The sequence below is a fragment of the Vibrio chagasii genome (assembly GCF_024347355.1).
GTDB lineage: Bacteria > Pseudomonadota > Gammaproteobacteria > Enterobacterales > Vibrionaceae > Vibrio > Vibrio chagasii.
In genome coordinates, this window is record NZ_AP025465.1 from 3,158,374 (window position 1) to 3,183,553 (window position 25,180).

18 protein-coding genes are annotated in these 25,180 nt (G+C 46.1%); 15 read left to right on the forward strand and 3 right to left on the reverse strand.

Annotated features, from left to right (window positions below; genetic code table 11):
- Positions 1–130: 130 nt before the first annotated feature.
- Positions 131–655: an FxsA family protein gene (locus OCV52_RS14625; protein WP_137406919.1), complete on the reverse strand. Its 525-nt coding sequence runs from the start codon at positions 653–655 to the stop codon at positions 131–133.
- Positions 656–939: 284 nt separating this feature from the next.
- Between OCV52_RS14625 and aspA the strand changes: the two genes are divergently transcribed.
- From aspA to OCV52_RS14680, 11 genes are all read left to right on the forward strand, one after another.
- The gene (aspA, locus tag OCV52_RS14630; protein WP_004737119.1) at positions 940–2,391 is read left to right on the forward strand and encodes an aspartate ammonia-lyase; all 1,452 of its coding nucleotides are present in this window, start codon (positions 940–942) and stop codon (positions 2,389–2,391) included.
- Between the two features lie 180 nt (positions 2,392–2,571).
- Positions 2,572–3,879 (forward strand): anaerobic C4-dicarboxylate transporter, encoded by a 1,308-nt coding sequence (locus tag OCV52_RS14635; RefSeq protein WP_137406920.1) that lies wholly within the window; start codon positions 2,572–2,574, stop codon positions 3,877–3,879.
- A 508-nt stretch (positions 3,880–4,387) separates the two neighbouring features.
- A complete protein-coding gene (locus tag OCV52_RS14640) occupies positions 4,388–5,836 on the forward strand; it encodes a YfcC family protein (protein WP_137406921.1) in 1,449 nt (482 codons plus the stop codon).
- Positions 5,837–6,602: 766 nt separating this feature from the next.
- Positions 6,603–7,826: an arginine deiminase gene (gene arcA, locus OCV52_RS14645; protein WP_137406922.1), complete on the forward strand. Its 1,224-nt coding sequence runs from the start codon at positions 6,603–6,605 to the stop codon at positions 7,824–7,826.
- A gap of 71 nt (positions 7,827–7,897) precedes the next feature.
- Positions 7,898–8,809 carry a carbamate kinase gene (gene arcC / locus OCV52_RS14650; protein ID WP_137406923.1) on the forward strand — a complete coding sequence of 304 codons (912 nt, stop codon included), beginning with the start codon at positions 7,898–7,900 and terminating at the stop codon, positions 8,807–8,809.
- Between the two features lie 141 nt (positions 8,810–8,950).
- Entirely contained in the window at positions 8,951–9,961 is a 1,011-nt protein-coding gene (locus OCV52_RS14655; protein ID WP_004737112.1) for an ornithine carbamoyltransferase, read from the forward strand.
- Between the two features lie 482 nt (positions 9,962–10,443).
- Positions 10,444–11,373, forward strand: coding sequence for an aspartate carbamoyltransferase (pyrB, locus tag OCV52_RS14660; RefSeq protein ID WP_102424400.1), 930 nt, complete (start codon positions 10,444–10,446; stop codon positions 11,371–11,373).
- Between the two features lie 15 nt (positions 11,374–11,388).
- Positions 11,389–11,853, forward strand: a complete 465-nt coding sequence (gene pyrI, locus OCV52_RS14665; RefSeq protein ID WP_004737110.1) for an aspartate carbamoyltransferase regulatory subunit — start codon at positions 11,389–11,391, stop codon at positions 11,851–11,853.
- A gap of 327 nt (positions 11,854–12,180) precedes the next feature.
- A complete protein-coding gene (locus OCV52_RS14670) occupies positions 12,181–12,669 on the forward strand; it encodes an arginine repressor (RefSeq protein WP_004737108.1) in 489 nt (162 codons plus the stop codon).
- Positions 12,670–12,843: 174 nt separating this feature from the next.
- The gene (locus tag OCV52_RS14675) at positions 12,844–14,673 is read left to right on the forward strand and encodes a protein-disulfide reductase DsbD (protein WP_137406924.1); all 1,830 of its coding nucleotides are present in this window, start codon (positions 12,844–12,846) and stop codon (positions 14,671–14,673) included.
- A gap of 210 nt (positions 14,674–14,883) precedes the next feature.
- Positions 14,884–15,513 carry a response regulator gene (locus OCV52_RS14680; RefSeq protein ID WP_137406925.1) on the forward strand — a complete coding sequence of 210 codons (630 nt, stop codon included), beginning with the start codon at positions 14,884–14,886 and terminating at the stop codon, positions 15,511–15,513.
- On the opposite strand, the gene OCV52_RS14685 is transcribed toward OCV52_RS14680, so the two are convergent.
- The gene (locus OCV52_RS14685) at positions 15,510–17,261 is read right to left on the reverse strand and encodes a potassium/proton antiporter (protein WP_137406926.1); all 1,752 of its coding nucleotides are present in this window, start codon (positions 17,259–17,261) and stop codon (positions 15,510–15,512) included. The two genes, OCV52_RS14680 and OCV52_RS14685, sit on opposite strands and share 4 nt — an antisense overlap.
- A gap of 401 nt (positions 17,262–17,662) precedes the next feature.
- Between OCV52_RS14685 and OCV52_RS14690 the strand changes: the two genes are divergently transcribed.
- From OCV52_RS14690 to OCV52_RS14705, 4 genes are all read left to right on the forward strand, one after another.
- Positions 17,663–17,929 (forward strand): DUF4212 domain-containing protein, encoded by a 267-nt coding sequence (locus tag OCV52_RS14690; protein ID WP_102425052.1) that lies wholly within the window; start codon positions 17,663–17,665, stop codon positions 17,927–17,929.
- A 10-nt stretch (positions 17,930–17,939) separates the two neighbouring features.
- Positions 17,940–19,643, forward strand: a complete 1,704-nt coding sequence (locus OCV52_RS14695; RefSeq protein WP_137406927.1) for a sodium:solute symporter family protein — start codon at positions 17,940–17,942, stop codon at positions 19,641–19,643.
- A 201-nt stretch (positions 19,644–19,844) separates the two neighbouring features.
- Complete coding sequence (locus OCV52_RS14700; RefSeq protein WP_004737102.1) at positions 19,845–20,231, forward strand: hypothetical protein; 387 nt, start codon at positions 19,845–19,847, stop codon at positions 20,229–20,231.
- 12 nt (positions 20,232–20,243) lie between these two features.
- Positions 20,244–21,629 (forward strand): class II fumarate hydratase, encoded by a 1,386-nt coding sequence (locus tag OCV52_RS14705; RefSeq protein ID WP_102425547.1) that lies wholly within the window; start codon positions 20,244–20,246, stop codon positions 21,627–21,629.
- 79 nt (positions 21,630–21,708) lie between these two features.
- Here OCV52_RS14705 and OCV52_RS14710 read toward each other — a convergent pair whose 3' ends face one another.
- On the reverse strand, positions 21,709–25,140 hold the full coding sequence (locus OCV52_RS14710; RefSeq protein ID WP_137406928.1) for a hybrid sensor histidine kinase/response regulator: 3,432 nt from the start codon (positions 25,138–25,140) through the stop codon (positions 21,709–21,711).
- Positions 25,141–25,180 lie beyond the last annotated feature (40 nt).

The following is a 25,180-nucleotide window of genomic DNA, read 5'->3' on the forward strand; positions in this document are numbered from 1 at the left end:
TCTGTCATCGCTAATAGACAATAAAAAAGGCTCTTACCATTATCTCTTTCTTACGAAGGATAAAGGTAAGAGCCTTTTCTGTTTCTGGTCTTTTATCTTTCTATATAAAAGAAAGTATAAAGCGACGAGATTAGTTTAAGCGGTTACGATCGTTGTCGTCGTCTTTCTTCTCAAACTCACCTTCAAAGGTGTTACCGCCTTTTGATTGGTCAAATGGGTCGCGGTTGAATGGCTCATCTCCAAATGGACTCTGACCAAAGCCAGCTTGTCCACCAGCGTGGAAACCACCAGACATATTTTTAACCACCATTTTTTCCATCATTTTCTTAGCAATCATGGCTCTTGGTGCTGGCAACAATACCAACATACCCAGAGCGTCTGTCATAAAGCCTGGAGTCAGCAGCAATACGCCAGCCACCGCCAGCATCACGCCTTCAAGGATCTGCTGTGCCGGCATCTCGCCTTGCTGTAGTCGACCTTGAACGGACATCAGTGTTTGAATACCTTGGCTACGAACCAACGATGCACCGACAAATGCCGTGATCAAAACCAATGCAATAGTTGGCCACAATCCTAAGAAGCCACCAACTTGAATAAATAGCCCAATCTCAATGATGGGTACGAAGATAAATAGTAATAATAAGATAGGAAACACATGCCCTCCTTTGTTGCTTTCAGTTTACGCTGAAAGGTCTACCAATCTCAAATTTATCCTGTAAATAAGCGTGTTTATTGACCCAAATTAACTTTGCAAAATATTGACTAAACAAAAGCGAAAAAGGTGATCAACTTACTATTTTTATGCGCTAGGTACAGTATCATGTGCCACATAAGTCAGGACGGATTTATCAGCCCAATATTCTAGCGAACGGAGTATTTGCACACAGAATAGGCTAATAACTAACTATATAATCAGAATTATTCTCTAAGGATCCTGTTATGGCTACTCTATCAGAAGCACAAGTTGATGCTCCTCAAGCTACTCGTCTCGAAGAAGATCTTTTAGGTCAACGTCATGTTCCGGCTGATGCTTACTACGGCATCCACACCCTACGCGCAGTTGAAAACTTCAACATCTCAAATGTAACGATCTCAGATGTACCTGAATTCGTTCGCGGTATGGTGATGACAAAAAAAGCAGCGGCTTTAGCAAACAAAGAGTTAGGTGTAATTCCTAGCGAAGTGGCTAAATACATCATCCAAGCTTGTGACCTAATTCTAGACACTGGCAAGTGCATGGATCAGTTCCCATCAGACGTTTTCCAAGGTGGTGCTGGTACTTCTGTAAACATGAACGCGAACGAAGTTGTAGCGAACGTTGCGCTTGAGCTAATGGGCAAAGAAAAAGGCCAATACGAGTTCATCAACCCGAACGACCACGTAAACCGCAGCCAATCAACTAACTGTGCTTACCCAACTGGCTTCCGTATCTCTGTTTACAACAGCGTACTAAAACTGATCGATGCAATTGAATACCTTAAAGGTGCATTCGAGCTTAAGAGCCAAGAATTCAACACCGTTTTGAAGATGGGTCGTACTCAACTTCAAGATGCAGTTCCAATGACGGTTGGCCAAGAGTTCCACGCTTGGGCGGTAACCATCAATGAAGAAATCAAAAACCTAGAATACACATCTAAGCTACTGCTTGAAGTTAACCTAGGCGCAACGGCAATCGGTACTGGTCTAAACGCAGCACCAGGTTACCAAGGCCTTGCTGTTAAACACCTAGCTGAAGTAACTGGCCTAGAGTGTGTTCCAGCAGAAGACCTAATCGAAGCAACTTCAGACTGTGGCGCATACGTAATGACGCACGGCGCACTTAAGCGTCTAGCAGTTAAACTGTCTAAGATTTGTAACGACCTACGTCTACTGTCTTCTGGTCCTCGCGCAGGCTTGAACGAGCTGAACCTACCTGAGCTTCAAGCAGGCTCTTCAATTATGCCAGCTAAAGTAAACCCAGTAGTACCTGAAGTAGTGAACCAAGTTTGCTTCAAAGTTCTAGGTAACGACAACACCGTTTCTTTCGCAGCTGAAGGTGGTCAACTTCAACTGAACGTTATGGAACCTGTTATTGCACAAAGCATGTTTGAGTCTCTAGACATCCTAACTAATGCTTGTGTGAACCTACGCGACAAGTGTGTAGACGGTATTACGGTAAACAAAGAAATCTGTGAAGCGCACGTATTTAACTCTATCGGTATCGTAACTTACCTAAACCCATACATTGGCCACCACGAAGGTGACATTGTCGGTAAGATCTGTGCAGAAACAGGTAAGAGTGTTCGTGATGTAGTTCTAGAGCGCGGTTTATTAACCGAAGAAGAACTTGATGACATTTTCTCTGTTGAAAATTTGATGCATCCTCAGTATAAAGCAAAACGCTACGAGTAACGCTAGCGAGAAAGGGCTCCAAACGGAGCCCTTTTTTAGGCTCCAATACGGTTAACCCTGTTTATTTTGTGGTTTTCTATATGTTGCGCTTTTGCTTAATTGAATCTAAACCATAGAACTATTATCTGAACATTCTCTCAACGAGTGGTCACATAATAAAATCTACATGAGGTGTTAATTATGATTGCAGTAGAACTGTTTATCGTCCTGCTCTTTATCTTCTTAGGGGCCAGAATTGGCGGCATCGGTATCGGCTTTGCCGGTGGTGCTGGTGTTATTGCTCTTTCACTTATTCTTGGCGTACCAACAAGCCAATCTTATATCCCAATTGATGTAATCCTGATCATCATGTCGGTTATCACCGCAATTGCTGCAATGCAGGTTGCTGGCGGTATGGACTGGTTGGTGCAAATTGCAGAAAACTTTTTGCGTAAGCACCCAGAACGCATCACCTTTTACGCACCGATTGTGACCTTTTTAATGACGCTAATGGCAGGTACTGGTCATACAGCATTCTCAACTCTGCCAGTTATTGCCGAAGTAGCGAAAGGCCAAGGTGTACGTCCTTCTCGTCCACTGTCTATTGCTGTTGTTGCGTCTCAAATCGCGATCACAGCTTCGCCAATCTCAGCGGCGGTTGTAGCTTTCGCAGCAATGCTTGCACCATTCGGTGTTGATTACCTAACACTGCTGATGGTTTGTATTCCAACAACCTTCATTGCTTGTATGGTGGGTGCTGTTGTTGCTAACTACATGGGTAGCGAGCTAAAAGACGATCCTGTTTACCAAGAGCGTTTAGAGAAAAGTCTAATCAAACTAGCGTCAGATGAGAAGCGCGAGATCCTTCCAACAGCGAAGAAAGCAACCTACATCTTCCTAGCAGCAATTGGTTTTGTTGTTTGTTACGCAGCGGCTATCTCTAGCTCTGTTGGCTTAATCGAGAACCCTGCACTAGGTCGTAACGAAGCGATCATGTCGGTAATGTTGGCCGCAGCAGCGGCAATCGTAATGTTCACTAAGATCGATGCAGCGAAAATTTCTTCAGCACCGACATTCCGCTCTGGTATGACTGCGTGTGTCTGTGTACTTGGTGTAGCTTGGTTAGGTTCTACGTTTGTAAACGCACACGTTGCTGAAATCAAAGACGTTGCAGGCGCGCTACTGGCTGACTACCCATGGATGCTGGCTCTTGTTCTGTTCTTCGCTTCTATGCTGCTTTACTCTCAAGGCGCAACAACGGTTGCATTAATGCCTGCAGCACTAGCAATTGGCGTAGCACCACTAACAGCCGTTGCTTCTTTCGCTGCGGTAAGTGCACTTTTCGTTCTTCCTACTTACCCTACGCTACTGGCTGCAGTTGAGATGGATGACACAGGCTCAACGCGTATCGGTAACCTAGTATTCAACCACCCGTTCTTCATTCCAGGTGTGGTAACAATCAGTACTGCGGTAGCACTAGGCTTCGCATTCGGTGGTCTGTTTATCTAAAAACCACTGATGATATGACTCTAAAAGGAAGCTTCGGCTTCCTTTTTTGTTTATGGCTTAATGTGATTTTTGATGCCCGTCAAATAACCATGACAAACTTTAAAATACGTTCAAAAATAAAGTTTGAATAAAATCCCAAGACTATCCAACCCATTCTCTATCGATACCTATCAAATCAACCTTCCCCCTATTTACCAACTAACCAAACCGAATATTAATCCAAGCTAATTAACCAAAAAACCTTACGGTTTCTCTCACATTTTTTAGCCCTTTTACTGGCCACTATTTTTGTGAACAGCACCAAACTTAAATGATTAAGTAAAGAATAAAATAACCGAAGCTAAATTAAATACAACTTCATCTGGATTAGTAAATATCAAATAACTTTAATTTAAAACCCGCAATTTATATCGTTGGGTAATTTATAAGTGTCGGTGTATTTACAGTCTATAAATCATTAGTCGCTAATTCACATCACTTTTATTTAAGATGATGTAAGGAGATAGCCATGACAACTCAAACGATGCCAAGCGAGAAAAAAAAGGGCGGCTTCTTTGCCAACTTTAAATTCCCTTCTGCTTATACCATTCTATTTATTTTAATTGCATTCGTTGATCTACTGACCTGGATTGTTCCAGCGGGTCAATATGACCGAGCAATGAATGAAGAATTAGGCCGAGAAGTGCCGGTAACCGGAACCTATCAAGCGGTTGAAGGTAACCCTCAAGGAGTGATTGACGTGCTGCTAGCGCCGATTGATGGCTTCTACGACCACAATAGCTATGAAGCTGCTGCAATCGACGTTTCACTGTTCATTCTGATCATTGGTGGCTTCTTAGGGCTAGTCACCAAGACTGGTGCAATAGATGCTGGTATCGAACGCGTCACCGCGCGCCTCGAGGGGCGAGAAGAGTTGATGATACCAATACTGATGGCACTGTTTGCCGCTGGCGGTACTGTCTATGGTATGGCGGAAGAATCACTCCCATTCTATACACTTCTAGTGCCTGTCATGATGGCGGCTCGCTTTGACCCTCTAGTGGCTGCAGCGACTGTACTTCTAGGCGCAGGCATAGGGGTGTTAGGTTCCACCATTAACCCGTTCGCAACGGTTATCGCAGCTAACGCCTCTGGCATCCCATTTACTGACGGTATCGTGCTACGTGTGGCAATGCTGATTATTGGTTGGGGCATCTGTGTCGCTTACGTCATGCGTTACGCAAGAATGGTGCAAGCAGACCCAAGCAAGTCGATTGTGTATGACAAGTACGAAGAAAACAAAGCGCACTTCCTTGGTAACTCAAGCGGAGAAAAACTGGAATTCACTGCGACTCGTAAACTGATTCTGACTATTTTTGGTGGCTCATTCGCGGTAATGATTTACGGCGTATCCGTTGCTGGATGGTGGATGGCAGAGATCTCTGCAATGTTCCTAGCAGCGACCATCATTGTCGGTATTGTGGCTCGCATGAGCGAAGAAGAGTTTACCTCAAGCTTCATTGACGGTGCTCGTGACCTGCTCGGTGTAGCGCTAATCATAGGTATTGCACGTGGTATTGTGGTGGTGATGGACCGCGGTATGATCACCGATACGATTCTGTTCTCTGCAGAGCAGATGGTCACAGGGCTCTCATCAGTTATCTTTATTAACGTGATGTTCTTCCTAGAGATTCTATTGTCATTCCTAGTGCCATCGACATCTGGCCTAGCGGTATTGACCATGCCTATCATGGCACCATTGGCTGACTTCGCTGGTGTTGGTAGAGACCTTGTGATTACCGCTTACCAATCGGCTTCAGGCTTGGTAAACCTTATTACCCCAACCTCTGCGGTGGTAATGGGTGGCTTGGCGATAGCTCGTGTACCTTACGTACGCTGGGTGAAATGGGTCATGCCATTGATCGGTATCTTAACGGTGTTCTGCATCGTAGTACTGAGTATTGGTGCGCTTATCTAGCATCCCTTAAGCAAACACACTTCCATTCAAAGCCGCTTCGATAGCGGCTTTTTTAGCTCTATCGTTAGCTCAGCTAGTTTTACCGTTACTGCAGCCCATTGCGAACTCAGCAGCTCCCGAGAAGCCCCATCTCAACACTCCTACTCATCTGCAAACATCACAGACAAAGTTAACAAGACCACTCATTATTTACCAAGGTGATATATGGCGAAATATTTAGTCATTTATTAGCGTTAATTATATTTACAGGTTTATTAAAAGTAACAGCAAAAGATAAATAAACGACTAAACCTAATTAAAAACACCTTCATAAGTCCTATTTTAAAGTGTGACAAGAATAACTTTATACGAATTTAATTTGTTAACAGATAATTAATTCCACATTCAAAATTAAATATCTAAATAAAAACACTGCATACTTCCACTTTAAGCTCACTTTTATCAATTAAAGTACATTGCATATAAACCCCCACTATTTAGATTTTACTAATCCAGATTATAAAAACATGAATAATGTTCCCCCAGGATTAACTATTTAGAAGCAATCGATGATAGGTCAAAGTGCATAAAATTTGTTAAAACCCTTGTTTTTAAAGGGCTGAGGGATAAAAAATGATTTGTGATAGATCTCTAAGAATACCTGAGCAGCAGGCGTAATATTAATTCCAGACAAGAGATATGAATAAATAATTCATTCTTCTCAACTGAAAATAAATAATTACTCTTAGCAATAAAAGTAATTCAAATATATAAGAGAGAGACGATCATGAGTAAGTTCTATGTAGGTTCTGAAATAGGTCAATTGCGTCGTGTTCTAGTTCACCGCCCAAGACGCGCACTGACTCACTTAACACCATCTAACTGTCACGATTTGCTGTTTGATGACGTACTGGCTGTTGAGCGTGCAGGTAAAGAGCATGACGTATTCACTCAAACGCTACGTGATCAGGGTGTTGAGGTTCTTCTTCTTACTGACCTACTAGCAGATACGCTAGCTGTGCCGGAAGCGAAAGATTGGCTACTGAACTGCCAAGTGTCTGATTACCGTTTGGGTAAAACTTTTGCTAACGACGTACGCTGCTACTTAGGTGACTTACCAAACCTAGAGCTTGCAAAAATCCTAACCGGCGGTCTGTCTTACGCTGAAATGCCGATGAAGTCTTCTTCAATGATGCAAGGCATGTTCACACCAACCGACTTCATTATTGAGCCTTTACCAAACCACCTATTTACTCGCGACACCTCTTGCTGGGTTTACGGTGGTGTATCGATCAACCCAATGGCGAAACCAGCACGTCAACGCGAAACCAACCACGTGCGTGCGATTTACCGTTGGCACCCAACCTTCGCAGGCCAAGACTTCATTAAATACTTCGGCGATGAAGAAAGTATCAACTACGACAACTCAACGATTGAGGGTGGTGACGTTCTGGTTATCGGCCGCGGCACAGTGCTTATCGGTATGTCAGAACGTACCACGCCACAAGGTGTTGAGCACTTAGCGTCAAGCCTGTTCAAGCACGGCCAAGCGAAGCAAGTTATCGCTATGCAGCTACCAAAACACCGCTCTTGCATGCACCTAGACACGGTAATGACACATATGAACGAAGATACGTTCTCTGTCTACCCTGAGGTGGTGAGTAAAGATGTGAAGTGCTGGAACCTAACTGGTGATGAGTTTGGAGCCGTGAAAGTGAAAGAAGAAGGCTACTTCGTTACCGCTATCGAAAAAGCACTGGGTGTAGACAAGCTAAACCTGATCACTACTGGTGGTGACAACTTCCATGCAGAGCGTGAGCAGTGGAATGATGCGAACAACGTTCTTACGGTGAAACCTGGCGTCGTTATTGGCTACGAAGGTAACACCTACACCAACGAGAAATACGACAAAGCTGGCATCACAGTACTGCCAATTCCTGGAGACGAGCTTGGTCGTGGTCGTGGTGGCGCACGTTGCATGAGCTGCCCAATCGAGCGTGATGGTATCTAATCACTTAGACGAAACGGCCAAGTTGAAGCACTCAAATAACCTCAACTTGGCCACAATGAGAGAACACAATTATGACTAAACAAACTGTTGTTGTTGCACTCGGTGGTAACGCCCTACTTCGTCGCGGTGAGCCGTTAGAAGCTGACGTTCAGCGCCGTAATATTGAAACAGCGGTGAAAACCATCTCGGAAATCGCCAAAGAGTACAACGTGGTGTTAGTGCACGGTAATGGCCCACAAGTTGGCTTACTTGCTCTGCAAGGTTTGGAATACAAGAAAGTAAATCCATATCCACTGGATGTATTGGGTAGCGAAACACAAGGCATGATCGGTTATATGCTGATGCAAGAGTTCAAAAACTATCTGCCGAACCGCAACATCTCATGCATGTTGACCCAAATGACGGTTGATCCAAATGATCCTGCATTTGCTGATCCAACCAAACCAATCGGCCCAATCTACGAAGAAGCAGAAGCGCGTGAATTGGCAGAGAAGTTCCACTGGATCGTAAAACCAGACGGCCAACACTTCCGTCGTGTAGTGCCAAGCCCAAGACCAACCGGCATCGTTGAACATGAAGCGATCACCCAGCTTATCGAAGCGGGTCACCTAGTGATCTGTACTGGCGGTGGCGGCATTCCAGTGAAAAAAGAGCATGGCAAATTGGTTGGTGTCGAAGCGGTTATCGACAAAGACATGTCAGCTGCTTTCTTAGCAAAACAATTGAATGCCGATGCACTACTGATCCTGACAGACGCAGACGCGGTTTACCTAGATTGGGGCAAACCGACTCAACACGCGCTGCGCAGCACTACGCCAAGTGAACTGGCGAAGTTTGAATTTGATGCTGGCTCGATGGGACCAAAAATTGAAGCGTCATGCGAATTCATCCAACAAGGCGGCAAAGTCGTCGGTATTGGTGCGCTCGAAGATGGTTTGCAAATTCTGCAAGGCCAAGCGGGTACCAACATCACCAAAGATTAATCCACTCGTAAGCTTTTCAAACCTTGCGAGAAAACTGAATCACCGTTTGAACTGAAATTAATACACAAAAATTGAATCGCGCTTTCTTGAATTTTCTTTCCCTGTAACAGGAAAACGCCTAAATCTAAGAAGGAATACATCATGGCTTTTAACCTACGCAATCGTAATTTCCTAAAACTACTAGATTTCACTCCACGCGAAATTCAACACTTGTTAGATCTTTCAATGGAGCTTAAAAAAGCGAAGTACAACGGTTACGAACAGCCAAAACTGACTGGCAAAAACATCGCACTTATCTTTGAGAAAACCTCAACTCGTACTCGCTGTGCATTCGAAGTGGCAGCATTCGACCAAGGTGCTCGCGTCTCTTACTTAGGTCCATCTGGTTCTCAAATTGGCCATAAAGAATCGATGAAAGATACCGCTCGCGTTCTTGGTCGTATGTACGATGGCATTGAATACCGCGGCTTCGGTCAAGAGATTGTTGAAGAGCTAGGCGCTTACGCTGGTGTACCTGTATGGAATGGTCTGACTGACGAATTCCACCCAACTCAAATCTTGGCAGACTTCCTGACCATGACTGAATACGGTCGTGGCAAGCAGCTGCATGAAATCAAGTTTGCTTATCTAGGTGATGCTCGCAACAACATGGGTAACTCTCTAATGGTTGGTGCAGCGAAAATGGGCATGGACATTCGCCTTGTTGCTCCTAAGCAATTCTGGCCAGAAGAAGGGCTATTGGCTCAATGCCGTGAAATCGCAGAGCACACTGGCGGCAAAATCACTCTAACTGAAGATGTTCAAGAAGGCGTGCAAGGTTGTGACTTCCTATACACCGACGTTTGGGTATCGATGGGTGAAGCGAAAGAAGCATGGGCTGAGCGTATCAACCTAATGATGCCTTACCAAGTGAACATGGAAATGCTAAAAGCAACCGGTAACCCACACGTGAAATTCATGCACTGCCTGCCAGCTTTCCATGGCGAAGATACCACGGTAGGCAAACAGCTTGCTGCAGAATATCCACAGCTAAAAGACGGTGTGGAAGTGACTGATGAAGTGGTCGAGTCGGAATACTCTATCGTGTTCGATGAAGCTGAAAACCGTATGCACACTATCAAAGCTGTGATGGTTGCAACACTAGGTAGTTAATAAGCTAAGTAATTAAAAAGCTTAGAAGCAAAGCACTCTCTTATTTACAAACCAGTCGATAAGCTGAGTGCAATAACAGGGAAATGCGGGTGGCGTGCATGGGACTTTTCCCTTGGATAAAACCCGCATTTTTTTTCATTCGTTTGAAAAGATTATTGCCTAAAAAAGTCGAAGTTTTTCTGCTTCAACAAAGGCTTAAAAAGAAGTAAAAGCACGGACTAATTTGGCATAAATATCCATGAAATGAATACTTTACATAAACTATTGCGCGCTGTTTTTATCTGAGTATAATCCTCCGCAATTTGTCAAAAGAGAGCAAAAAATGAACCGCAGTTTTGTCGCACATGATTGTCAAACTACACGCCAAAGAGTGGTGTTGGTGTCATTTTTATTTTGTTCTATTGATCGTTTCGAAGCCTCCTATTTTTAGGGGGCTTTTTTTTGTCCGCAATTTGACTGTATGCATAGAAGGAAGACCCGTTATGGCGCATTCGTTATTTAACAAGCACATCATCTCCATTCCTGAGCTCTCTCGTGATGAACTGGAGCTTATCGTCGATACCGCAGCAAGGCTCAAGGCTGAACCAAATCCAGAGTTGCTGAGAAATAAAGTCGTTGCGAGCTGTTTCTTTGAGCCTTCAACTCGAACTCGCCTCTCATTCGAAACCGCAGTTCAACGCCTTGGTGGCACAGTCATCGGTTTTGATAATGGCGGTAACACATCACTGGCTAAGAAAGGCGAAACACTTGCCGATTCAGTGCAGGTGATTTCATCGTACGTTGATGCCTTTGTGATGCGTCATCCACAAGAAGGGGCAGCACGCTTGGCGTCTGAGTTCTCTAACGGTGTGCCAGTAGTGAATGGCGGTGATGGAGCGAACCAACACCCAACTCAAACCCTGCTAGACCTGTTCTCGATTTACGAAACACAAGGCACTCTCGACAACCTCAATGTGGCGTTTGTCGGCGACCTTAAATATGGCCGCACCGTGCACTCATTGACGCAAGCACTATCAAAATTCGATAACGTGCGTTTCTTCTTTATCGCACCTGAAGTATTAGCGATGCCAGATTACATCTGTGAAGAACTGGAAGAGATGGGCATTCAATACAGCACACACAGCAGCATTGAAGAAGTGGTACCGGAACTGGATGTGCTATACATGACTCGCGTACAGAAAGAGCGCTTTGATGCATCAGAATACGCACACATGAAATCGGCTTACATCCTCACCGCCGACACATTGAAAGAGGCTCGCCAAAACATGAAGGTGCTTCACCCGCTGCCACGCGTCGACGAGATCACCACCGACGTTGATAAAACACCACACGCTTACTACTTCGAGCAAGCTGAAAATGGTGTATACGCTCGCGAAGCCCTATTAGCCCTAGTTCTAAACGACACTTTATAAGCAGGAGACACAGTCATGGTTAAACAAACTCAACTACAAGTAGAAGCGATCCGTAACGGCAGCGTCATTGACCACATCCCTGCTCACCTTGGTATCAAAATCCTCAAACTGTTCAAGATGCACAAAACAGAACAGCGCATCACCATGGGATTAAATCTGCCATCATCTGCGTTGGGACACAAAGATCTGATCAAGATTGAGAACATCTTTCTAACCAAAGAACAGGCGAACCAATTGGCTCTGTATGCGCCACAAGCGACGGTCAATCAGATTGAAGAGTACAAGGTAGTGAACAAACTCACGCTTGTACTGCCAGAGCAAATCAACAGCGTATTCTCATGTCCAAATAGCAACTGTATTTCACACGGTGAACCCGTTGAAAGTAGCTTTAAAGTTCAGCTAAAACAGGAAAACGTGCAGCTAAAATGCCATTACTGTGAAAAAGTATTCTCTCGCGAGATCATGAGTGAAATTCGCTAACCCTTATCTTCATTAGTGCCTAGGTCAAAACCTTCCCAAGCACATGGATATTTATTCCCAATGCGGAATAAATATCCACTCACCTCAAGAATAAAGCACCAAAATACAAGCAAATAACCAGAATTTTGTTTGGTGATCGCCTTCAAAAAGATAACTATCCTTTAGTGGTAGACTGGATGAATAGATGATCATACATCTCGCATACCCGCCCTTCTTTACTTCAGGATTCGTCGGTAAGCCCTAATTAACAAATCGTACTCTACGGCTTTGGGAGTGCGCACGACGCTATGGACAAGCGGTATCACTGTTGACCTTAAGGAGTTGTTCATGAACCCGATCACTGAGCACGGTTGCTTGTATTCAGCTGAAGATAAAACACTGACTGCAGCATGCAAACGCTTACTACAACAACAAAGCTTCTCAACCCAAAACCAGCTGCGCGAAAAGCTGGTCGAGATCGGCTATACCGGTATTAGCCAATCGACGGTATCTCGTATTTTGTCACAGCTCGGCGTAGTCAAAATCCAAAATGCCTGTGGTAAAAAAGTCTACTGTATTACGGTTGAAAGCGCGCCTGTACGTGTCGATGCCTCCATCTCTTCGCAAATCGAATTAATCACTCATAACCAAGCAATGGTGATAGTTAAAACCCACCCAGGTTGTGCGCAGTTAGTCGCAAGGTTAGTGGATATCGACCCACATACTGAGATTATCGGTACCGTTGGCGGCAACGACACCGTGTTAATTATTCCAAAAGACACAACCAATATCGATGCTTGTGAGCAAGTGGTAAAAGCACGCTTAGGTGTCGCTTAAATGGATTACTGGCAAGGGCTCCCTATGCCTGCTGCAAGGCTGACCTTATCTCGATTACCTAAGAAAGTGGATTTCCCGCCCTAAGGGATATTTGCTAGCCAATGAAACTAATAGCAAACTATTACGGTCTGATTGAGTTAAGATACCCATAACTCCATTAAATGACTAAATAGTATGCGACGACTTGCCACATTACTTTTTGTTTGTATTTCCCTGTTCACCCAGCCTGCGTGGGCGCTTTTTGGAAATGACAACGCCGAGCCAAGCTTCGGAGGCAATAACAACGGTTTTGTTCCTGTAGACCAAGCTTTCCCTTTCAATTACTACCAGCAAGATGGCAAGGTGCTTCTCGACTGGCAGGTAAAAGAAGGCTACTACCTCTATCAACATAGCCTCTCTTTTAGCGGCCAAAATCTCGCTATCGGTAATGTTGAGTTAGAAGATGGTAAGCCACACCAAGATGAGTTCTTTGGTGAGGTGAGTGTTTATACTCAGCCGCTATTCGTACAAGTTCCCCTACAAAGTTACCAAGATGGCTCGCAGCTGATCGTTAAGTATCAAGGCTGTGCCGAGGCTGGCTTCTGCTACCCTCCAGAAACTCGCGTCATCGACATTGCACCGTTTGAAGCGACGGACTCAAGCGACACTGCAGCTAAAACTACCAGTAACCAAGCGAACACTTCACCACAAGTTGCTTCTCCAAAAGCAGAGGTGGCAAATAACACAACACCACAATCAAACGCACCCGTTTCAAAGGAAGCGAGCCTAGCCGATAAACTCGGTGACAGTTGGTGGACCCCATTACTGTTCTTAGCGCTCGGTGTTGGCTTAGCCTTCACACCGTGTGTTCTGCCTATGTATCCAATCCTAACGGGCATCGTGTTGGGTGGTGGCAAACTCAGCCAAGGTCGCGCGCTGATGTTGTCCTTCATCTACGTGCAAGGCATGGCGCTAACTTACACCCTACTGGGTTTGGTGGTTGCCTCTGCGGGTATGCAATTCCAAGCTGCGATGCAACATCCTTATGTGCTGATTGCGTTGAGCGTTCTATTCGTAGCATTAGCGATGTCGATGTTCGGCGTATATAACCTACAACTGCCGAGCAGTGTCCAAACTTGGCTGAATAACCAAAGCAACAAGCAGCAAGGTGGCAATACCTTGGGCGTGTTCGCGATGGGTGCTATCTCTGGCTTGGTATGTTCACCTTGTACTACGGCACCACTCTCGGGTGCGCTGCTGTATGTTGCTCAAAGTGGCGACCTATTTACCGGTGCGATTGCTCTGTATGCATTAGCTATGGGTATGGGCATTCCGCTAATCTTGGTTGCGGTATTTGGCAATAAGCTACTGCCAAAAGCAGGCAGCTGGATGGATAAAGTGAAGGTCGTATTCGGCTTTATCTTGTTGGCAGCACCAATCTTCCTACTAGAACGCATCATCCCAGAACTATGGGCAACGGTGCTTTGGTCTGCCCTTGGCTTCATCGCCTTCGGTTGGTTGTATCACAGCAAGAACGCACTGCCATTTGGTGGTTGGAAGCAGAGCGCTGTGGGCATCATCGCAATGCTTGGTCTGTTTGCTTCTGCTCAACCTGCACTAAATTACTGGTTTGCAGAAAAGAGCGTTGTAGTGGAACAACAGATCCAGTTTGCTCGAATTAACACCGTTGAAGAGCTTGAAATCCAGCTCATCGAAGCGAAGAAACTAGGCAAGCCAGTGATGCTCGACTTCTACGCCGATTGGTGTGTGGCGTGTAAAGAGTTTGAGAAGTACACCTTCCATCAAGCAGACGTCGAGAACAAACTGTCTGACTTCGTGTTACTTCAAGCAGACGTGACGCGAAACATGCCTCAAAACATTGAATTGCTGAAGCAACTGCAAGTACTTGGCTTACCAACCATTGAGTTCTGGGATAGCGAGGGTAACCATGTTCCAAATGCTCGTGTGACTGGTTTTATGCCTGCCGATGTATTCCTAAAACACATGCAAGACCACCAGCTATAACGGCAACATTGGTCGGAATGTAACACCAAACAAAGCCGCACCGCCCCTCATAACGAGATGGCAGTGCGGCTTTTTTGTGATTATAGGAAACACTTTCCAAGAACAGGGATAAAAGTCGATATGGTTCAGACTTTTAATGCATAGATATTGTCCACATACTCAATCAGGATGATAATAAATATTAACTAAATTGTTAAAAGTATGGACGTCATGGACTCGACCTACACCATCATCATTGCAGATGACCACCCTCTCTTCCGCAACGCCCTATTTCAGTCGGTTCATATGGCGATCAGCGGTGCGAACCTACTTGAGGCCGACTCTCTCGACGCGTTACTGACTCTGCTTAAAAAAGAAGATGAACCCGACCTGCTGCTGCTCGACCTAAAAATGCCGGGAGCCAATGGAATGTCTGGTCTGATTCAACTTCGTGCGGAATACCCAGATCTACCGATTGTCGTGATCTCAGCGAGTGAAGACGCTAGCGTTGTCACTCAAGTGAAAAGCCATGGTGCGTTTGGCTTTATTCCAAAGTCGAGTGACATGCGTGAATTGGTGAGTGCACTCAATCAAGTGCTGAATGGCGACCCCTTCTTCCCTGAAGGGCTGATTACCAACAATACTGCCTGTAGCGACCTTGCGGAAAAAATTGCCACACTGACGCCTCAGCAATACAAGGTATTAGGGATGCTTTCTGACGGCCTGCTGAACAAGCAAATCGCCTATGAATTGAATGTTTCGGAAGCGACCATCAAAGCGCATATGACAGCCATCTTCCGTAAACTGGATGTGAAAAACCGAACTCAAGCAGTTATCTTGCTACAAGAAGTCCATAACTAGGCTTCACTCATATCCTCTTCTAAAGTCGTCTTAGGCAAACACAAACCCAGCTTGACGACTTTATGATCCTCTATCTCTGCAACCACCCAATTGATGTCATGCCACTCGAAGCTATCGCCCAATACTGGGTGCGCGCCAAGCTCGCGATCAGCCAATTGTTTTAACGTCATGTCGCGCTCTTCTTCCGAGCCAAGCTCAATGCCATAGCAGTCACTCACCGCAGCAATCGACAAGCCAACCTCAAGGAAGAAATCACCAAAGAATCGCGCAGCCTCTTCAGCCTCAGGCGCTTCACTGAACAACTCACTTAAGCTATCTAAGTCTTTGTCTTGACCAAGCACACAAAGAATATCGTTCGCTTCCAATACTGTACTGCCCGATGGATGAAGCAAGGCGTCCTGTCGAAACAGTGCGGTAATACGTGTTCCTTCCGGCATCGATAAGCGCTTAAGCGGCTCACCGACACACCACTTCTCTTCTTTCAACTTGTAGACAAACATCTCCCACTCACTGGTCGGGTAGATCTCGATACCAGTGCGTGAAACAGGTGTCGGCGTTGGAGGCAGCGTCACTTGAGCCAATCTCGCGACTTTCATTAAGCTGCCGCCTTGAACAATCAGCGACACCATAACCACGAAGAAGGCGATATTGAAATACAGCTGAGCATTAGGCAGGCCAGCCATCATCGGGAACACCGCCAAAATGATCGGCACCGCGCCACGTAACCCAACCCAAGAAACAAACCAACGCTCCTTGGTGGTAAAACGTCGAAATGGTAGCAAACCTAACCAAACCGACAGCGGACGAGCAAACAAAATCATACCGAAAGCCAATGCTAGCGCAGGCAGAGCAATGTCCATCAGTGTCGATGGTGTGACCAATAAACCCAACACCAAGAACATCACGATTTGGCTTAACCACGTCATGCCATCAAGGACATTGAGAATCGAGTGTCGAGAGCGTGTTGGACGATTACCAATAAACAAGCCCACAAGGTAAATAGACAAGATACCACTGCCGCCAAGCATGTTAGAGAAAGCAAACAGAGCCACACCGCCGCTCAGTACCAGAATCGAGTAAAGACCATCAGCCAACTGTATTCGGTTGATTAGACTCCACAGAACCCAACCGCCACCAAGACCAATAAGGGTACCAACACCAAATTGCATCGCGAAGCTTTTCAGCAGGAAGTTCATCCCCATCTCGACATCTGGGGTGCCAAGTAGTGCGATTAAGGTCACCGTTAGGAAGACCGCCATTGGGTCGTTGGTACCGGACTCTATCTCTAAGGTTGACCCAACACGCTCGTTGAGGCTCTGTCCTTTGAGCAGAGAAAATACCGCCGCAGCATCAGTCGAGCCCACAATCGCGCCCACTAGAATGCCTTGCATCAGTGATAAGTCGAATAGCCAAGCCGCCATTAAGCCGGTGAGAGTCGCAGTACAAGCTACACCTATCGTGGCTAACGACAGCGAAGGCCAAAACGCGACCTTAAAACTCGCCACCTTAGTGCGCATACCACCATCAAGCAGTATCACGGCAAGCGCGAGGTTACTCACCAAGTAAGTTAATGAATAGTCGTCAAAATTGATGCCGCCGGGGCCATCTTCGCCCGCCAACATACCAACAAACAAAAAGATCAAAAGAATCGGAACGCCCAATCGTGAGGACACTTGTGAGAAAAGCACACTGATGGCGATAAGCACGGCACCAGTTAAAAATAAGTGATTAATAGTTATTGCGTCCAATTCGTTCCCCCAAAGAATAAAACTCGTGATTAAAGCATGTCGAATTTCTGCTATTAAGCAAGAAAAGGGCTCTAAAAGCAGCGTAATTACTATAACAAACTTATATTTCCCTTCGTGTCATATGCAGGACTAAATAATGATTCTCTGTCATTTAGTTGTTAAATTTTATTACTCCCTCACTAATTCATCCCTTTTTGTTAGACCTTTGGCCAATTTAACAACCTTGTAACATCACATTTTTATATGGTTTTGTCTCCTAACTCCCATATTTCAGTGGATTAGGGCTAATACCGTCCCGACTAAAGTTGCACAGATCCCTTGACTTATCCTTGCTACATTTCAAATCGTAACATTACGTTAACACAACGACATTCTACGGAAACGGAATAAAGGAGAAGGCAATGGCGTTCGAATCTACGGAACATGCTCAAGCCTACTGGAAGGAAAACTTGGGAATTATGGGAACACTGCTCGCGATCTGGTTCGCAGTGTCTTACGGCGCAGGCATCTTATTTGTTGATGCCCTCAACACCATTCAGTTTGGCGGGTTTAAGCTCGGCTTTTGGTTCGCTCAACAAGGTTCGATATACACCTTCGTGGCGCTGATATTCATTTACGTTGTCCGCATGAATGCGCTCGACAAAAAATACAACGTACAGGAAGACTAGAGGCTAGAACATGGATATTCAAACTTGGACGTTTATTCTCGTCGGTATCACTTTCGCACTGTATATCGGCATCGCAATCTGGGCTCGCGCAGGGTCTACGAGTGAATTCTACGTTGCGGGCGGTGGTGTACACCCAGTAGCAAACGGTATGGCGACAGCCGCTGACTGGATGTCGGCAGCGTCATTCATCTCAATGGCAGGTATCATCTCATTCGTTGGTTACGACGGTGCGGTTTACCTAATGGGCTGGACAGGTGGTTATGTACTACTTGCGCTATGTTTAGCACCTTACCTACGTAAGTTCGGTCAGTTTACGGTTCCTGATTTTATCGGCGAACGTTACTACTCGAAAACAGCACGTATGGTAGCGGTATTCTGTGCAATCTTCGTATCATTCACATACGTTGCAGGTCAAATGCGTGGTGTGGGCGTAGTATTCTCTCGTTTCCTAGAGGTCGACATTAACCTAGGTATCATCATTGGTATGGGTATTGTGTTCTTCTACGCAGTACTTGGTGGCATGAAAGGCATCACTTATACGCAGGTAGCTCAATTCTGTGTCCTCATTTTCGCCTTCCTTGTTCCAGCAATCTTCACGTCAATCATGATGACAGGTAACCCGCTTCCACAAGTTGGTATGGGTTCAACGATTTCAGGCACAGACGTTTACCTACTCGATAAACTGGATGGACTGACTGAAGAGCTCGGATTTACCGCCTATACCGAAGGTAACAAGAGCATGGTGGATGTATTCTTCATCTGTGCAGCTCTAATGGTGGGTACTGCAGGTCTTCCACACGTAATCATCCGTTTCTTCACAGTACCGAAAGTACGTGATGCTCGTATCTCAGCAGGTTGGGCACTACTGTTCATCTCATTGCTATACACAACAGCACCAGGCGTTGCAGCATTCGCTCGTGTAAACATGATTGAAACGATTAACGGCCCAGACATGCAAGGTGTCGCAGCAGCAGACGCACCTAGCTGGTACAAAAACTGGGAAAGCACTGGTCTAGTAGGTTGGGAAGATAAGAACGGCGATGACAAAATGTTCTACTCGGGCGATGAGCGCAACGAGATGAAGATTAACCGTGACATCATCGTACTGGCTTCTCCAGAACTAGCAAAACTACCAAACTGGGTTGTTGCGCTACTGGCAGCCGGTGGCCTAGCAGCCGCACTATCAACAGCCGCTGGTCTACTATTGGTTATCTCAACATCGATTTCACATGACTTGTTGAAGAAAGGCTTCAGACCAAACATGACCGACAAGCAGGAGCTACTAGCCGCTCGTTTGGCAGCAATGGTCGCGATTATCGGTGCAGGTTACTTGGGTATTAACCCACCAGGCTTCGTAGCTCAGGTGGTAGCGTTTGCCTTCGGCTTAGCCGCAGCATCCTTCTTCCCAGCAATTATCCTAGGTATCTTCTACAAGAAGATGAACAAGGAAGGTGCGATTGCAGGTATGTTGACAGGTATTGCCTTCACAGCAAGCTACATCATCTACTTCAAGTTCATTAACCCAGCAGCAAGCACACCTGAAAACTGGTGGTTTGGTATCAGCCCAGAAGGCATCGGTACACTAGGTATGTGTCTAAACTTCGTAGTTTCAATTGCGGTAAACAAAGTGACTGCTGAAGTACCACAAGACGTACAAGAGATGGTTGAAAACATCCGTTACCCTAAGGGTGCTGGTGAAGCTCACGACCACTAAGCATGACCACGAAACAAAGATGTTTAGCAAAAATGAATCAGTACTTACATTGTAGGGATTAGGTACTGAATCTCAGAAAGCCGATACGTTATGTATCGGCTTTTTTCTTTTGCCTACCGTTTTATAAAAACAGAAACAAAGGGTTGTTTTTAAAATATTATTTGATAATAATTATCATTAACATCCAGTAAAGAGATGAAAATGATGATGAAAGAGCAGCAGGTTCTCTATTCGAGGTTCTACAAAGCGCAGGATCGCTTTACTTCCTCAGAGCAAGTTCACGGTCACGAGCCGTTTGTCATTCGAGACTACATCGAGTGTGCACAAACGCTTGCCGCATACTATGAAAAACACGCCGCACAAGAAAACATCTTGCTATGCGAGCTGTACCTGCGCCAAGTTTTCTTCCATCTGATTGAAGCGATTGAGTCTCCTGAGCGCAGTTTTACCTTTCGTCATATCTGCCTAGACTCAATTCACTCACCACTATTTTATCTAAAACGCCACTACTGCCAGCAACCACATGGCCAAGCGCGTTTTTTGAATCTCAGCCAGACACTACAACAAGTCCAAGCCCCACTTGGCTAACAAGGATAAAAGATGACCCTACAATATCGAATTGAAAAAGACAGCATGGGGGAAGTAAAAGTCCCAGCTGATGCACTCTACCAAGCACAAACTCAACGTGCCGCAGATAACTTCGCGTTTAGCTCCCACAAAATGCCCACCAGCTTTATCCAAGCACTGGCGTTAATCAAACAAGCTGCTGCTGACACCAATGCTCAATTAGGTTTATTGGAAGGCGATATTGCCAATGCGATCGCCGATGCGAGCCAAGAGATCATTGATGGCAAACATCTCGATCAATTCCCGATCGATGTCTACCAAACCGGCTCTGGTACTAGCTCTAACATGAACGCCAACGAAGTGATTGCAACACTCGCTTCCAGAAGTTTGCAAGGCGACGTGAACCCGAACGATCACGTCAATATGGGCCAAAGCAGTAACGATGTGGTGCCAACCGCGATCCAAGTCAGTGTCGCACTCACTGCGGAAAACAAGCTGCTACCAGCACTAAGTCACTTGTCTGAAGCACTGAGCGTTAAACAGCAAGAGCTTGCTGAGGTCGTGAAAACCGGCCGTACTCACCTAATGGATGCGATGCCGATTACCTTTGCTCAAGAGTTGGGTGGCTGGAAGTTCCAGATTGAACACGCTAAACAAGCGATTGAAAGCACCCTGCCTGCTATTAAAGCGCTTGCTCAAGGTGGAACGGCGGTTGGCACAGGCATCAATGCTGATCCCCGCTTTGCCGATAAGTTTGCAAGTAACCTGTCGCAGTCGACAAAGATCAGCTTTAACTCGAGTGAAAACTTCTTTTTTAACCTCAGCAGTCAAGACGCGATCGTTGCCTTTTCGGGTCAGCTCAAAACTGCAGCAGTTGCGATCATGAAGATCGCAAACGATCTTCGCTGGATGAACTCTGGCCCATTAGCTGGCTTAGGAGAAATTGAATTGCAGGCGCTACAGCCAGGCTCATCGATCATGCCGGGCAAAGTGAACCCTGTAATACCAGAAGCCGCAGCAATGGCCGCTGCGCAGGTGATTGGTAACGACACCACCATTACAGTAGCTGGCCAGTCTGGCAACTTCCAACTGAATGTGATGCTGCCAGTGATTGCTCATAACGTATTAGAAAGTATCGAGCTTTTAGCTAACAGCTCTGTTGCGCTGGCAGATAGAGCAATTGCGACTTTCACTGTACGCCAAGACAATCTTGATTTAGCGCTTTCAAAGAATCCAATTTTGGTGACTGCACTTAATCCTGTGATTGGTTACCTAAAGGCAGCAGATATTGCCAAGAAAGCTTACAAAGAGGGTTTACCTATCCTTGATGTTGCAGAAAGAGAAACCGATCTTAGCCGAGAAGAACTCAGCAAGCTGCTTGACCCAACTGCTCTCACTCAAGGTGGTATCGCAGGTTAAAACCAGTAACTCATAACAAGTCTACCGGATCGAAAAAGGCCTCATCAGAGGCCTTATTAGGATCTAATAATGACTTAAACTAACTCACGCGATTCAATACTGCTCTGAGTTTTAGCGGTTTCACTGGCTTGGCAATAAAGCTAAAGCTGTTGGCCTTTATCGCCGCCAACATGTCATCGGTTCTGTCGGCACTAATGATGACCCCTTCAAAGGAATCTCCAAGGCGCAAGCGACACTGTTGCAACACCTCAAGCCCTGTTCGCCCATTATCGAGGCGGTAATCAGAAAAAATCACATCGGGTTTCCAGTCACCATCGAGGCACTTCAAACTCTCGACCAAATCAACTGCCGTTTTAACCTCACAACCCCAGCGACCAATCAGGTTCTCCATACCAACCAAAATCTCTCGTTCATTATCAACACACAAGATTTTAAGGTGCTCGATGTCACTGCTCGCCACTGTCGCTGCTACTTGTACAACCGGAGCCACTTGTTCCGCTCTTGCTAAGGTTATAGAGAAAACACTGCCTTGCCCCGGCCATGAGCGCATCGATATTTGATGACCAAGCACATGAGCAATACCTTTAGAAATAGCGAGCCCCAGCCCTAAACCTTGATCGGAACGCACTTGGCTACCACGAGTGAACTCTTCGAAGATCTCTTGTTGCTTGTCTTCATCAATACCGGTTCCGTTATCCCACACATCGATTCGCACCTGCCCCCTGACTCGTCTTGCTCCGAGCACTACTTTCCCCTCTGGGTTATAGCGGAAGGCGTTAGTCAAAAAGTTCTGAATCACTCGTCTCAGCAACTTAGGGTCAGATTGAATAAACAGGGATGATGGGATCATCTTGAAATCAATTTTTTGCTGCGTCGCTAAGGCGCTAAATTCAGCATTCAAGTTAGCGAGCACATCATGCACCGCAATGGCGTGAATGTTGGTTTCCAGTTTGCCGGACTCTAATCGTGAGATATCCAACAAATCACCAATCAAGTCCTCTGCCGCACCCAGTGCACTTTCAATATGGGATGAAAGCTGCTTCACCTCTTGCTCTTTTGCTACCTCCGAAAGTGACGAAGCAAACAAGCGCGCCGCATTCAGTGGCTGCATCAAATCGTGGCTTACTGCGGCCAAGAAACGACTCTTAGATTGCGATTCTTGATCAGAAATTTGTGTCGCCTTGACCAAGCGATGGTTCAGTTTTTCGAGTTCTTGAGTTCGTTCGTGCACTCTTGATTCCAAGCTTTCATTGGCGTCTTTTAGCGCCTGTTCTGCTTGTCTGAATACCGTGATATCGGTAAAGCTCATCACAAAGCCGCCGCTCGGCATTGGATTACCTTGCACCTCAATCACGCGACCATCAGGACGAATGCGAGAAGAGGTGTGTCGTGTGCCTTGCTCCAAGTGATAAACACGGCGACGCACATGATCTTCAGGGTCACCCGGACCACACAACCCTTGCTGAGCATTGTGGCGAATCACATCGGAGATCGGCCTGCCCACTTGTATCAAACCAGCAGGGAATTCAAACAGTTCTAAGTAACGCTGATTCCATGCCACCAGCCTCATCTGTTTATCAACCACTGCAATACCTTGACCAATATGCTCAATCGCACCTTGTAGCAAGCCACGGCTGAAATCGTACAACTCAGAGGCTTCATCAACGATGGTTGCCACTTCTTCAAGCTGCATATTTCTGCCCTGCAGAGCAGAAGTGAGTACTAACTTAGCGGAGGAGGCTCCAAACACACCCGCCAGTACACGCTCAGCATGTCGAATCAAGCTTGCTGGCGCTTGTTGATTAGGAAGCAGCGGTTGACCGTGTTGCTGCCAGTAACTTTGGATAGCGCTTTTCGCTCGCTTTCGACCAACAAACCGCGACGCCAGCATCTCTAGTTCAGCCACGGTTACACGGCTTTGATAAAGGCTAATGTTCTCATTTTCAGGCAGCGGCGTACCAACAAATGCCGCCGATTGTAAGCGCTCACTTAGGCTTGGCCTGGTCGAAATAGAAACCACGGCATAACACAAAGTATTGAGCACAATACTCAGGACTATCCCCCAGTTTGAACTGCTAATATCCCAACTACTGAGTAACTCTGGTGGTGTGATGACCCACAGCAGCAAGTTACTTTGACTGTCGCCAGCCAACATACTGGTTTGACTCATCAAGGTAATGAGCCAAATCACCGAGCCAACCATTAAACCGACATAAACACCCTTGCGATTACCCGGGCGCCAGTACAAACCACCAATCAGTGCCGGAGCAAATTGAGCAATCGCCGCAAACGAAAGGAAGCCAATCGCAGACAAGGAATGAATGGTATCGAGCGCCTGATAGAACAACCAAGCACCAAGTAGAAGCAATAAAATAAGCCCACGACGAATCACCAATAGCAACCCAGAGAAGTGGCGATGAGTCCTTTGGGTAAGTCGCATGCGGCGCAGCAATAGCGGCATCACTAAATCGTTCGACACCATGATCGCCAACGCGATGGTCGACACAATTACCATACCACTAGCAGCAGATGTACCACCAAGGAACGCAAGCAAGGCAATATGATTGGCGCCTTCAGCCATCGGCAGACTGATCACATACGTATCTGCAGGCATGCTCGGAAGCAGTCCTTGCCCAGCCCATGCAATTGGCAGAACGAACAGCCCCATCAAAATCAGATAAAGCGGAAATAACCAACGAGCGGTGTGCAGATCTTGAGGACGTTCATTCTCAACGACCATGGTATGGAACTGACGCGGTAAGCAGACAATCGCCAACATGGTCAAAACAGTATGGATAATTAAGGTCGGAATATTCGGCGATTCATAAGTGCTCGCCGCCACGTCGAGCAGGTCAATCTTGTCGCTGCTCATCGCCAAATACATGATAAATAGGCCAACAATCAAAAATGCCGCCAGCTTAACGATCGACTCAAACGCCACCGCCATCATCATGCCACGGTGGTGTTCCGTATTGTCTATGTGCCTTGTACCAAACAGCATGGTAAAAATGGCCAGCGCACCGACCACAAACCAAGAAACATGGTAATCCTGATAGCCAAAATCTTGAGCCAGACTCGGGGCAACGATATCCAACCCCATGGTGATACCACGTAGTTGTAAGGCGATATAAGGCAGAATACCGATCACTGCGATAACCGTCACCGCTACCGCTAAACCTTGAGATTTACCATAGCGAGCCGCAATGAAATCGGCAATTGAGGTAATATGTTCCCGCTTCGCGATCAGAATCAGTCGCGCTAAGATCCGCCACCCAAGGGTGAAGACCAAAATCGGTGCAAGATAGATGGGTAAGAAAGACCAAGGGTTATTGCTCGCCTGACCCACCGTTCCATAGAAGGTCCAAGAGGTACAATACACCGCAATAGAGAGGCTATAGATCCACGGTCGCCAACGCGATAGCCAACGAACCTGCCTGTCTCCATACCAAGCGATCAGAAATAACACGCCCAAGTAGGCTAAAGAGACTGGAATTACTACCCATCCTTGCATTGAAAACCCTTTCTTCATCCATAAAAAACCTCTCCATAAG

Coding starts and splice junctions, on each gene's coding strand:
- aspA (WP_004737119.1), top strand. CDS start 940: ATGGCTACTCTATCAGAAGCACAAGTTGATGCTCCTCAAGCTACTCGT.
- OCV52_RS14635 (WP_137406920.1), top strand. CDS start 2,572: ATGATTGCAGTAGAACTGTTTATCGTCCTGCTCTTTATCTTCTTAGGG.
- OCV52_RS14640 (WP_137406921.1), top strand. CDS start 4,388: ATGACAACTCAAACGATGCCAAGCGAGAAAAAAAAGGGCGGCTTCTTT.
- arcA (WP_137406922.1), top strand. CDS start 6,603: ATGAGTAAGTTCTATGTAGGTTCTGAAATAGGTCAATTGCGTCGTGTT.
- arcC (WP_137406923.1), top strand. CDS start 7,898: ATGACTAAACAAACTGTTGTTGTTGCACTCGGTGGTAACGCCCTACTT.
- OCV52_RS14655 (WP_004737112.1), top strand. CDS start 8,951: ATGGCTTTTAACCTACGCAATCGTAATTTCCTAAAACTACTAGATTTC.
- pyrB (WP_102424400.1), top strand. CDS start 10,444: ATGGCGCATTCGTTATTTAACAAGCACATCATCTCCATTCCTGAGCTC.
- pyrI (WP_004737110.1), top strand. CDS start 11,389: ATGGTTAAACAAACTCAACTACAAGTAGAAGCGATCCGTAACGGCAGC.
- OCV52_RS14670 (WP_004737108.1), top strand. CDS start 12,181: ATGAACCCGATCACTGAGCACGGTTGCTTGTATTCAGCTGAAGATAAA.
- OCV52_RS14675 (WP_137406924.1), top strand. CDS start 12,844: ATGCGACGACTTGCCACATTACTTTTTGTTTGTATTTCCCTGTTCACC.
- OCV52_RS14680 (WP_137406925.1), top strand. CDS start 14,884: ATGGACTCGACCTACACCATCATCATTGCAGATGACCACCCTCTCTTC.
- OCV52_RS14690 (WP_102425052.1), top strand. CDS start 17,663: ATGGCGTTCGAATCTACGGAACATGCTCAAGCCTACTGGAAGGAAAAC.
- OCV52_RS14695 (WP_137406927.1), top strand. CDS start 17,940: ATGGATATTCAAACTTGGACGTTTATTCTCGTCGGTATCACTTTCGCA.
- OCV52_RS14700 (WP_004737102.1), top strand. CDS start 19,845: ATGATGATGAAAGAGCAGCAGGTTCTCTATTCGAGGTTCTACAAAGCG.
- OCV52_RS14705 (WP_102425547.1), top strand. CDS start 20,244: ATGACCCTACAATATCGAATTGAAAAAGACAGCATGGGGGAAGTAAAA.
- OCV52_RS14710 (WP_137406928.1), bottom strand. CDS start 25,140: ATGCAAGGATGGGTAGTAATTCCAGTCTCTTTAGCCTACTTGGGCGTG.